This window comes from Microbacterium sp. F51-2R (genome assembly GCF_052180235.1).
Lineage (GTDB): Bacteria > Actinomycetota > Actinomycetes > Actinomycetales > Microbacteriaceae > Microbacterium.
Map to the genome: position 1 here is coordinate 3,946,665 of NZ_CP197470.1, position 10,861 is coordinate 3,957,525.

The window sequence follows — 10,861 nt, forward strand, 5'->3', positions numbered from 1 at the left end:
GAAACATTAGCACGCAGAGCGTCCGCTCATCTTGTCAACATGCTCAGAGCAATCGACAATGCTTGAGCTAGGTGCGAGATCGACGTACTCTCGGCCTTATCCGGCGACGGCGCCGGCACTCCGATGACGACCGCCTCACGAGGGCGGCTCGACTCGCGAAGGGATGACGACGATGCACACCCTCACACCGCAGACCGACCTGGCGACCGATATCGACGACGTCGCGCGTCTGGTGAACGAAGACGGCGAACGAGTCGCCGACCCCGAGCTGGAGCGGTGGGTCGCAGACGTCGACGCCGCCGCCCTGCAGAGCCTCTACCGCGACATGACCCTCGTCCGCCGGATCGACACCGAGGGCGTCGCCCTGCAGCGTCAGGGGCAGCTCGGCCTGTGGGCGCCGTGCCAGGGCCAGGAGGCCGTGCAGGTCGGAACGGCCAGGGCCTGCCGCGCCGACGACTTCGTGTTCCCGAGCTACCGCGAGATCGGCGTGCAGCACGTCCGCGGCGCCGAGCCCGCCGACTTCGTCATCGCATGGCGCGGCGAGGAGCACTCGACGTACAACCCGTACGACATCAACACCGCGACGCCCCAGATCATCATCGGCGCGCAGAGCCTCCACGCCGTGGGCTACGCGATGGGCATCCAGCGCGACGGCACGGATCAGGTCGCGGCCGCCTACTTCGGCGACGGCGCCTCGAGTCAGGGCGACGTCAACGAGGCCATGATCTTCGCCTCGTCGTTCCGCTCGCCGGTCGTGTTCGTGTGCACCAACAACCAGTGGGCGATCTCCGAGCCCGTCACCGTGCAGGCGAAGTTCCCGATCGCCGGACGTGCGCCGGGCTTCGGCATCCCGAGCATGCGGATCGACGGCAACGACGTCCTCGCGAGCCTCGCGGCGATGCGCTGGGCGCTCGACCACGCGCGCAGCGGCAAGGGGCCGGCCTTCATCGAGGCCGTGACCTACCGCATGGGTCCGCACACCACGTCGGACGACCCGACGCGCTACCGGCACAAGGAAGAGGTCGAGCGCTGGAAGCGCCGCGACCCGATCGCTCGCATCGAGGCGCTGCTGCGCACGCAGAACGCCTTCGGCGAGGATTTCCAGACGGATGTCGCGGCCGACGCCGACCGGCTGGGCGCCGCCGTGCGGGCCGCCGCGCTGGGGGCCGTCTCGCGCGAGCCCATCGGCGTCTTCGATCACGTCTACGAGGAGCCGCACACCGCCCTCGCCGAGCAGCGCGAGCACTTCGCCGCGTACCTCGCCGGCTTCGCCACCGAGGCGGGCACCGGAGCGGAGGCGGGGCGATGACGCAGCTCACGATGGCCAAGGCCATCAATGAAGGCCTCCGCCGCGCCATGACCGACGACGACAAGGTCCTCGTCATGGGCGAGGACATCGGCAAGCTCGGCGGCGTCTTCCGTATCACCGACGGTCTGCTCGACGAGTTCGGCGCGCAGCGCATCGTCGACACGCCGCTCGCCGAGGCAGGCATCATGGGCACCGCCGTGGGGCTCGCCTTCCGCGGCTACCGGCCCGTGGTCGAGATCCAGTTCGACGGCTTCGTGTACCCCGCGTTCGACCAGATCGTGTGCCAGGTGGCGAAACTGCACTACCGCACCCGCGGCAACGTCACGATGCCGATCACGATCCGCATCCCGTGGGCGGGCGGCGTCGGCGCCGCCGAGCACCACTCGGAATCGCCCGAGGCCTACTTCGTGCACACGTCGGGCCTGCGCGTCGTGGCGGTGTCCAACCCGCAGGACGCCTACGTCATGCTCCGCCAGGCGATCGCGTGCGACGACCCCGTCGTCTTCTTCGAGCCCAAGCGCCTCTACCACTCCAAGGGCGAGGTCGACCTCGGCGCCGACCTCGCCGACGCCCCGCCCATGGGTCTCGCGCGCATCGCGCGGGAGGGCTCCGATGTGACGCTCCTCACGTACGGTGCGCAGGTGGCGACGGCGATGGATGCCGCGACCGCCGCCGAAGACGAGGGCATCTCCATCGAGGTCATCGACCTCCGGTCCATCTCGCCGGTGGACTACCGCACCGTCACGGCGTCGGTCCGCAAGACCGGTCGCGTCGTCGTGACGCACGAGGCCGCCCGCGAGGCGGGCGTCGGTGCGGAGCTCATCGCGAGCGTCACCGAGAAGTGCTTCAACTACCTCGAGGCGGCACCCGTGCGCGTCACCGGGCACGACATCCCCTATCCGCCCGCGAAGCTCGAGAAGCACCACCTGCCCGACCTCGACCGGATCCTCGACGGGGTCGACCGCGTGCTCGACCGTCCCAACAGCATGAGCGGGGTGATCGACCAGTGATCCAGGAGTTCCGTCTCCCCGACCTCGGCGAAGGCCTTCCCGAAGCCGAGCTCGTGCAGTGGATGGTCGCGGAGGGCGACACCGTCACCCTGAACCAGACCATCGCCGAGGTCGAGACGGCGAAGGCCGTCGTCGAGCTGCCGTCGCCGTACGCCGGCGTCGTGTCGAAGCTGCATGCGCAGGCGGGCGACATCGTCGCCGTCGGCTCGGTGCTCATCGCGTACGACCTCCCCGGCGAGAACGGCTCCGGCGACGCCATGCGCGCCGGCCGCGCCGAGGTCCGCGCCGAGGCGAGCGCGCCGGCGGAGGCCACGGCGCAGGCCCCGGCCCAGACGCGCGCCGAGTCGCGCGCCGAGACGGCTGCCGAGGCTCCCGCCGAGGAGAAGGCCCAGCCCAACCTCGTCGGGTACGGCGCGGCGCCGCAGGCTTCCGGGCGACCGCAGCGACGGGCGCGGGCGGCCGCGGCATCCGTCTCCGCTCCCCGCGCCGATACGGCGGTGCTCGAAGCCGCCCCGCACGACGTGCTGCACGCCGCCGAGACGATCGACGTGCCGCTGGAGCGGCCTCGCTCGACCCCGCCGGTGCGCAAGCTCGCGAAAGACCTCGGCATCGACCTCGCCCTGGTCGAGCCGACGGGCGCCACCGGCCTCATCACCCGCGGCGACGTCGAGGCGTACGCCGAGCGCGTCGGCGCCCGCACGCCCGCCGTGGCCGAGCCGGAGTCTGCCGAGAGCGTCCCGAGCACGCCGGCTGCCCTCGCCGGGCGGGAGGGCCCGCGCGAGACGCGCACCCCCATCCGGGGCGTCCGCAAGCACACCGCCGCCGCCATGGTGCGAAGCGCCTTCACGGCCCCGCACGTGACGACTTTCCTCACGGTGGACGTCACGGCGACGACCGAGCTGCTCGCTTCGCTCAAGGCCGACCGGTCGCTGGAAGGGCACCGCATCGGCATCCTCGCCGTGGCCGCGAAGGCGGTCTGCCTCGCCCTCACCCGCGCCCCCGAGCTCAACTCGCGCTGGGACGAGGAGAACGGCGAGATCGTCGAGTTCGGCTACGTCAACCTCGGCATCGCGGCGGCGACACAGCGCGGACTCGTCGTGCCGAACATCCGCGACGCCGACGCCATGACGCTCGTCGAGCTGGCCGACGCGATCGGCGCCCTCGCGCAGACCGCGCGGGCGGGCAAGACGGCCCCCGCCGAGATGATGGGCGGCACCTTCTCGATTACCAACGTCGGAGTCTTCGGCGTCGACGCGGGCACCCCGATCCTCAACCCGGGGGAGGCGGGCATCCTCGCGCTCGGCGCCGTCCGTCGCCAGCCCTGGGAGCACCACGGCGAGATCGCGCTGCGCGAGGTCATGACGCTCGCGCTGTCGTTCGACCATCGCCTCGTGGACGGCGAGCAGGGCTCGCGCTTCCTCGCCGACGTCGGCGCGATACTTCGCGAGCCCGGGCGGGCGATGCTGCTGCGCTGACCGAGAGGGGTGACGGATGCCTCGGTCGGCGCGCTTCGCCGGCCGAGGCATCCGTCATGTTCAGGAGTGCCGGGCAGCCCTGCGGGAAGAACAGCCCGAGCCCGTGCTTCCACGAGCCCTGCGCCCGATCTCGCGTGCCGGACTCAGGATGAGAGCGATGAATCCACTCGACACGCCGTTGATCTACTTGTCCGGAGTGCTGCCGTCCTGAGTCAGGCACGCGTGAAGGTCGCGGCGTGAGCGCGGAGTCGAGCGGGCCGAGCTGCCCCCGCCCGCCTCCGCCCCGCGCTCCTGCGGCCCTCGGCAGGGCGGCGCCGACGTCGCGGCGTCAGATCGTGAGCGCTGCGATCGCCATCGACTCGAGGACGGGGCGGACCGAGCGGTCGGAAGCGGTCTGGCGCACGCCGCGCATGCTGTGCGGCGTCGAGTTGATCAGGCCGAAGCACGCGTGGGCGCGCACGCGCAGGTCGGTCTCGGCGCGGGCGGGGTGCAGGCGGGCGAGGACCCCCATCCACAGCTCGACGTACTCGCGCTGAAGGCGCCGTACGCGGTTGCGGTCGTCGTCGCTGAGGCTCGCGAGGTCGCGGTCCTGGACGCGGATGACGTCGGCGTCGCTCAGCGCGAAGTCGACGTGGAAGGCGACGAGGCCGCGCAGCTGCTCGCGCGGATCGTCGCTGCGACCCAGCACCTCCTGGCCTCCGGCGAGAAGGCGCTCGCTCACGCCGACGAGGATCGCGCCGAGGAGCGCCTGTTTGTTGGCGAAGTGGCGATACACCGCGGGGCCGCTCACGCCGACTGCTGCCCCGAGGTCTTCCAGGCTCACCCCGCTGAACCCGCGCTCGGCGAAGAGGCGGGCCGCCTCATGCAGGATCGCGGCCTGCCGATCGGCTTTCGCGCGGTCGCGCTCGGTCAGACCGCTTGTCATCTCAGTTAATCCTCGCTAACCTGATTATCGAGTTAGTGAACACTAACCAATTCGCGCGCGTCACGACAATGGATGTGATGCGATCGTGACGTCGACGGGGATGACACGGAGAACCCATGGACCAGTACGACCTGTCCGATGACGAGCGGGAGCTCGCCAAGCTCGTCCGCGAGTTCGCCGAGGAGGTGGTCGCGCCGCGCTCCTACGAGGCCGATCGCACGAAGACGCTGCCGCTGGATGTCGTGGCGCAGATGGGGGAGCTCGGTCTGTTCGGCCTGCCCTTCCCCGAAGAGCTCGGCGGCCAGGGCGGCGACTACTTCGCGCTGTGCCTGGCGATCGAAGGGCTCGGTCGCGTCGACCAGTCGATCGCCATCACCCTCGAGGCCGGGGTGAGCCTCGGCGCCATGCCGGTCTTCCGCTTCGGCGACGACGCGCAGAAGCACGAGCTCCTGCCCGACCTCCTCGCCGGCCGCGCGCTCGCCGGGTTCGGGCTCACCGAGCCGGAGGCGGGGTCGGATGCCGGGGCCACGCGCACGACGGCACGCCTCGAGGGCGGGGAGTGGGTCGTGAACGGCGCGAAGCAGTTCATCACCAACTCGGGCACCGAGATCACCCGGTTCGTCACCGTCACGGCGGTCACCGGCGAGTCGGGCGGCCGCAAGGAGATCTCCACCATCATCGTGCCCAACGGCACGCCCGGATTCACGGTCGAGGCGCCCTACGACAAGGTCGGCTGGCATGCCTCCGACACGCACCCGCTGACCTTCGTCGACGCCCGCGTGCCCGAGGCGAACCTGCTCGGCCAGCGCGGCCGCGGGTTCGCGAACTTCCTGCACATCCTCGACGAGGGGCGGATCGCGATCGCGGCGCTGTCGACGGGTGCGGCAGAAGGCTGCCTCGAGGCCGCCGTCGACTACGCCAAGAAGCGCACGGTCTTCGGCGAGCCGCTCTCGACGCGCCAGAGCATCCAGTTCACGCTCGCCCGCATGCAGGCCCGCGTGCACAACGCGCGCCTCGCATGGCATCACGCGGCCCGGCTGCGCGATGCCGGCAAGCCGTTCAAGACCCAGGCGGCGATCGCGAAGCTCACCGCGAGCGACGCCGCGATGGACAACGCGCGCGACGCGACGCAGATCTTCGGCGGCAACGGCTTCATGAACGAGTACCCCGTCGCCCGGCACTACCGCGACTCGAAGATCCTCGAGATCGGCGAGGGCACGTCCGAAGTGCAGCTCCTCGTCATCTCGCGCGCGCTCGGGCTCGACGGGTAGCGTGAGGCTCGTGGGCGACGGCACGGGCTGGACCGAGGGTGACCGCGAGCGGGCGCCCGAGGTGCTCCAGCGCGGCCTGTACTACGAGGAGCTCGAGGTCGGCGTGCGGTACGCCCACCGGCCCGGTCGCACGGCGACCGAAGCCGACAACGTGCTGTTCTCGTCTCTCACGATGAACACGCAGGCGCTGCACCTGGATGCCGCGTACTCGGCGACGCAGCCTTTCGGGCAGCGCCTCATGAACTCGATGTGGACGCTCGCGACGATGGTCGGGGCATCCGTGTCCCAGATCACGCAGGGCACGCTGGTGGCCCAGCTGGGGCTGAGCGACATCACCTTCCCCGCCCCGCTCTTCCACGGCGACACGCTCTACAGCGAGACCGAGATCCTCCAGAAGCGCCGGTCGGCCTCGCGCCCCGGCCAGGGGATCGTCACGATGCGCCACACCGGCCGCAATCAGGACGGCGTCGTCGTGGCCACAGCGACCCGCGTCGCGCTGATGTGGTGCCGCGGCACCGACGAGGAGGCGAGCCGATGACGTGGGACCTCGGCCCCGCGATCCTCTTCTGCCCGGCAGACCGGCCCGAGCGCTACGCGAAGGCGCTCGAGCGCGCCGACAGCGTCATCCTCGACCTCGAGGACGCGGTCGCACCCGCCGACAAGACGGCCGCACGCGGATTCCTCATCGAGTCCGAGCTCGATCCCGCACGCGTCATCGTGCGGGTGAACCCCTTGGACTCCGACGCGTTCGCGGCAGACCTCGCGACGCTGTCGCAGACCGACTACCGCACGATCATGCTCGCCAAGGCCGAGTCGCCCAAGCGGATCGCGCAGATCGACGCCCGATTCCGCCTCGTCGCGCTCCTCGAGACCGCCAAGGGCGTGTCGCAGGCCGAGCGCATCGCGGATCTCGACAGCGTCGTGGCGCTCATGTGGGGCGCCGAAGACCTCGTCGCGAGCATCGGCGGCACGTCGAGCCGCAAGCCGAACGGCCGCTATCGCGACATCGCCCGCTACGCGCGGGCGCGCACCCTCCTTGCCGCGGGGGCTCGCGAGAAGGCCGCGATCGACGCGGTGCACCTCGACATCTCCGACACGAAGCGGCTGCGCATCGAGGCGACGGATGCCGCGGCCTCCGGATTCGCCGCGACCGCGTGCGTCCATCCGAGCCAGGTCGAGGTCATCCGTGCGGCCTACCGCCCCGATCACCGCGAGGTCGCGTGGGCTGAGAGCGTGCTGGCCGCCGCCGAGGGTCAGCGCGGCGTCTTCACGTTCGAGGGGCGCATGGTCGACGAGCCCGTGCTGCGCCATGCGCGAGGCATCCTGCGGCGCGGCGGCGCCTGACCCGAAACAGTCCGCTCGGCGCGCACGTCGTCACTCGGCGCGCAGCCGGACCCTGAAGCAGGCGCCGAGGCTATGCGGCCTGGGGCGTGTACGACAGCAGTCGCAGTCGGTCGCGCTCGAAGAGCACGGTATGCGCCGACGCGTTGGCGAGCCGCTCGCCCTCGAGGGGGAGCGTGTCGCCGCTGGCGTGGCGGATCACCTCGCGGATGAGGGCGCCGTGCGTCACGACGATGACGGATGCCGCGCCCGGCGCCGTCGCACGGCGCACGTCGCGGGCGACCCGCGTCAGGCCGCTCAGCGCCCGTGCGCGCAGGTCTTCGCGGGTCTCGGCCTCGGGCACGTCGGTGCCGTGCCAGTCGCCCCACCGCTCGAAGTACTCCTCGACGCGCATCCCCTCGGCCACGCCGTAGCCGCGCTCGCGGAGCTCGGGATACAGGTGGGGCGGCGCGAGGTCCAGCTCGCGGGCGATGATCTCGCCGGTTTCGCGGGCCCGCGAGAGGTCGCTCGCGACGACGACGGCGGGGTGGCGGGCATCGAGCATCGCGCGGAGGGTGGCCGCGGCATCCCGAGCCTGCCCACGACCCGTGTCGTTGAGGGGCACATCCGTCGCGCCCTGGATCCGGCGATCGCGGTTCCAGTCGGTCTCGCCGTGCCGCACGAGGATGAGGGTCGTCACCCTTCGAGCCTAACCGGGCGCGGGAGCGTCGCCGCCCGCGTCAGACCGCCGCGGGGAGCGCCTCGGCCAGGGCGCTGAGCACATCGCTCGTGCCGGCGTCGACCTTGACGGTGGCGCGGGCGTCGGCCCGCGTCTCGCCGCGGTTGACGATCACGACCGGAAGGCGCCGGCGGCGCGCGCGCTCGACGAGGCGGATGCCGGAGTTCACGACGAGCGACGAGCCGGCGACCACGAGGGCGTCGCTCGTGCGCACGAGCTGCTCGGCCTCGCGGAACTTCTCGGCGGGGATGAACTCCCCGAAGAACACGACATCGGGCTTGAGCATGCCCTCGCAGACCGTGCATGCGGGGATGCGGAAGCCGTCGGTGCTCTCGGGGAGCACGTCGCCGTCGGGGCCGAGCGGCACGTTCTCGGGGATCGCGATCCACGGGTTGTCGGCCTCGACCCGCACGGCGAGATCGCGCCGGTCGAACACCTGCCCGCAGTGCGTGCAGAAGACGCGGCGCATCGTGCCGTGCAGCTCGACGACGCGGCGGCTCCCGGCGCGGACGTGAAGGCCGTCGACGTTCTGCGTGATGACGCCGGTCGCGATGCCGCTTCCCTCGAGCCGTGCGAGAGCGCGGTGACCGGGATTGGGGTCGGCGGCGGCGAACGCCCGCCAGCCGAGGTGGCTGCCCACCCAGTAGCGCCGGCGCGCCTGCTCGCTCGCCAGGAACGTCTGCGCCGTCATGGGCGTGCGCACCGGCGCACCCTTGCCGCGGTAGTCGGGGATGCCGGAGTCGGTCGAGACGCCGGCGCCCGTCAGCACGGCCACGCGGCGGCCGGCGAGCACCTCGATCGCCCGCTGCACCGACTCGGCGGTCGCGGCGTCGAACTGCGTCACCAGCGTCATGTCATCCACCCTCTCGCGTCCGAGAGTACGCCCGGCCCTTTTCCGGCGTGTTACGGGAGGCCCGTGGGAGGGTGGACGAATGCAGATCATCCCGATCGACTCCTCGTCCGACGAGCGGCTGGCCGATTACCGGGATCTGACGGATGTCGCGCTGCGCCGCGTGCTGGAGCCCGAGGGCGGTCTCTACATCGCCGAGTCCGCCAAGGTCATCGCGCGGGCCGTGCGGGCCGGTCATCGGCCGCGATCCGTCCTCGTGCAGGAGAAGTGGCTCGACGACGTCGCCGCCGTGCTGGGGGAGGACTCCGCGGTGCCGGTGTACGTCGTGTCGTCGGAGGTGGCGGAGGGGATCACGGGCTACGTCGTGCACCGCGGCGCGCTCGCCGCGATGCACCGGCCCGAGCTGCCCTCGGTCGAGGAGGTCGTCGCGGGGGCGAGGCGGGTCGTCGTGCTCGAGGACATCGTGGATCACACCAACGTCGGCGCGATCTTCCGCGGCGCGGCGGGTCTCGGCGCCGACGCCGTGCTGGTCTCGCCCCGCTGCGCCGATCCGCTGTACCGCCGGTCGGTGCGGGTGTCGATGGGGACCGTCTTCCAGGTGCCGTGGACGCGCCTGCCCGAGTGGGGCGAGGCACGAGGCATCCTGAACCGTCTCGGCTTCCAGCTCGCGGCGCTGGCCCTCGCCGACGATGCCGTGCCCCTCGACGTCTTCGCGGCGGCGGCCCCCGAGCGGGTCGCGCTCATGCTCGGGGCCGAGGGCGACGGCCTGTCGCGGCGCGCGCTCGAGGCGGCCGACACGGTCGTGACGATCCCGATGACGGGCGGCGTGGACTCGCTCAACGTCGCCGCGGCGGCGGCCGTGGCGATGTGGGAGCTGCGCGTGCGCTGACGCCCCCGGCGGTTTGCCCGGCTTCGCCGCGCGACCGGCCCCCCCGCCGGTTTCCCGGCCCCGCCCCCCGTTTGCCCGGGCTTCGCCGCGCGAGTTGCCACAAGATGTGGCAACTCGGCGTCGAGTTGCGCGATCGAGTGGCAACTCGACGTGCGGGGGGCGCCGTCAGACCTGCTCGCCCCGCGTCTGGTTCGGGTCCTTGCCGGGCAGGAGCGTGATGACCGGCAGCGGATCGGGCCGCTTCGGCTTGACGTCGTCGCCCGACGACTGGTGGCGCAGGCGTCGCAGAACCCACGGCATGAGGTACTCGCGCGCCCAGACGAGGTCGATCGAGCGCGCTTCGCGCCACGTGCGGTTCGGGTAGGGGTCGGGCTGCATCGGCTGGAGGTCGTTGGGGACGTTGAGGGCCCGCAGCACCATGCGCGCGACCTCGTGGTGACCCAGCCGGTTGTAGTGCAGGCGATCGTCGTCGAAGAAGCGCATGTCCTGCACCTCTTTGAGCGCCCACTGATCGGCGACGATGCAGTCGTACTTCTCGGCGATCGCGCGGATGTTCTCGTTGTAGATGGCGACCTTGCCCCGGATGCCGCGGAACACCGGCGTGAAGTTCGTGTCGATGCCCGTGAACACGACGAGGGTCGCCCCGTCGCGGCTCAGCCGCACGACGGCGTCCTCGAACTGCTGCGACACGTCGTCGGGATCGGTTCCGGGGCGGATGACGTCGTTGCCGCCAGCGGAGAACGTGATGAGGTCGGGGCTCAGCGCGAGCGCCGGTTCGATCTGGTCGGCGACGATCTGGGCGATGAGCTTTCCGCGCACCGCGAGGTTCGCATACGCGAAGTCGTCGACCTGCTGCGACAGCACTTCGGCCACGCGGTCGGCCCACCCGCGGAATCCGTTGGGAGCCGTGGGCTCGGGGTCGCCGACGCCCTCCGTGAACGAGTCGCCGATGGCGACGTAGCGGCGCCAGGGATGCGGCCCGCTGTTGGTGACGAAGGGGCTGCGGGGGTCTTCGCTGTTCGACATCCGTCTGTTCCTCGGTTTCTACCGTTCACCAGGCTATCCCGCGAGCG

General features: G+C 71.5%; 11 protein-coding genes. 7 read left to right on the forward strand and 4 right to left on the reverse strand.

The features are described 5' to 3' along the window. The first annotated feature begins 163 nt into the window (after window positions 1-163). The 3 genes from pdhA to ACSBPH_RS17425 are packed head-to-tail and all read left to right on the forward strand — an operon-like array spanning window position 164 to window position 3,794. Complete coding sequence (gene pdhA / locus ACSBPH_RS17415) at window positions 164-1,309, forward strand: pyruvate dehydrogenase (acetyl-transferring) E1 component subunit alpha (RefSeq protein ID WP_442575563.1); 1,146 nt, start codon at window positions 164-166, stop codon at window positions 1,307-1,309. After that, window positions 1,306-2,319 carry an alpha-ketoacid dehydrogenase subunit beta gene (locus ACSBPH_RS17420; protein WP_442575564.1) on the forward strand — a complete coding sequence of 338 codons (1,014 nt, stop codon included), beginning with the start codon at window positions 1,306-1,308 and terminating at the stop codon, window positions 2,317-2,319. Before pdhA ends, ACSBPH_RS17420 begins: the two co-directional genes overlap by 4 nt. Further along, a complete protein-coding gene (locus ACSBPH_RS17425) occupies window positions 2,316-3,794 on the forward strand; it encodes a dihydrolipoamide acetyltransferase family protein (RefSeq protein WP_442575565.1) in 1,479 nt (492 codons plus the stop codon). The genes ACSBPH_RS17420 and ACSBPH_RS17425 overlap by 4 nt, the downstream gene beginning before the upstream one ends. Window positions 3,795-4,122: 328 nt before the next feature. On the opposite strand, the gene ACSBPH_RS17430 is transcribed toward ACSBPH_RS17425, so the two are convergent. Next, entirely contained in the window at window positions 4,123-4,719 is a 597-nt protein-coding gene (locus tag ACSBPH_RS17430; protein WP_442575566.1) for an SACE_7040 family transcriptional regulator, read from the reverse strand. A 116-nt stretch (window positions 4,720-4,835) separates the two neighbouring features. Here ACSBPH_RS17430 and ACSBPH_RS17435 point away from each other — a divergent pair, with 116 nt between their 5' ends. Genes ACSBPH_RS17435 through ACSBPH_RS17445 form a run of 3 tightly spaced genes read left to right on the forward strand, consistent with a single transcriptional unit; the run spans window position 4,836 to window position 7,334 of the window. Further along, complete coding sequence (locus tag ACSBPH_RS17435) at window positions 4,836-5,990, forward strand: acyl-CoA dehydrogenase family protein (protein ID WP_442575567.1); 1,155 nt, start codon at window positions 4,836-4,838, stop codon at window positions 5,988-5,990. Between the two features lie 10 nt (window positions 5,991-6,000). Continuing rightward, a complete protein-coding gene (locus ACSBPH_RS17440; RefSeq protein WP_442575568.1) occupies window positions 6,001-6,528 on the forward strand; it encodes a MaoC family dehydratase in 528 nt (175 codons plus the stop codon). After that, a complete protein-coding gene (locus tag ACSBPH_RS17445) occupies window positions 6,525-7,334 on the forward strand; it encodes an HpcH/HpaI aldolase/citrate lyase family protein (RefSeq protein ID WP_442575569.1) in 810 nt (269 codons plus the stop codon). The genes ACSBPH_RS17440 and ACSBPH_RS17445 overlap by 4 nt, the downstream gene beginning before the upstream one ends. Window positions 7,335-7,404: 70 nt before the next feature. Here the strand turns inward: ACSBPH_RS17445 and ACSBPH_RS17450 are convergent, their stop codons facing one another. Both ACSBPH_RS17450 and ACSBPH_RS17455 read right to left on the reverse strand, forming a co-directional pair. Then, window positions 7,405-8,010 (reverse strand): histidine phosphatase family protein, encoded by a 606-nt coding sequence (locus ACSBPH_RS17450; RefSeq protein ID WP_442575570.1) that lies wholly within the window; start codon window positions 8,008-8,010, stop codon window positions 7,405-7,407. A gap of 40 nt (window positions 8,011-8,050) precedes the next feature. Continuing rightward, complete coding sequence (locus tag ACSBPH_RS17455; protein WP_442575571.1) at window positions 8,051-8,902, reverse strand: Sir2 family NAD-dependent protein deacetylase; 852 nt, start codon at window positions 8,900-8,902, stop codon at window positions 8,051-8,053. A gap of 79 nt (window positions 8,903-8,981) precedes the next feature. On the opposite strand from ACSBPH_RS17455, the gene ACSBPH_RS17460 reads away from it, so the two are divergent. Continuing rightward, on the forward strand, window positions 8,982-9,788 hold the full coding sequence (locus ACSBPH_RS17460; RefSeq protein ID WP_442575572.1) for a TrmH family RNA methyltransferase: 807 nt from the start codon (window positions 8,982-8,984) through the stop codon (window positions 9,786-9,788). A 165-nt stretch (window positions 9,789-9,953) separates the two neighbouring features. On the opposite strand, the gene ACSBPH_RS17465 is transcribed toward ACSBPH_RS17460, so the two are convergent. After that, window positions 9,954-10,814, reverse strand: a complete 861-nt coding sequence (locus tag ACSBPH_RS17465) for an SGNH/GDSL hydrolase family protein (protein ID WP_442575573.1) — start codon at window positions 10,812-10,814, stop codon at window positions 9,954-9,956. Window positions 10,815-10,861: the final 47 nt, after the last annotated feature.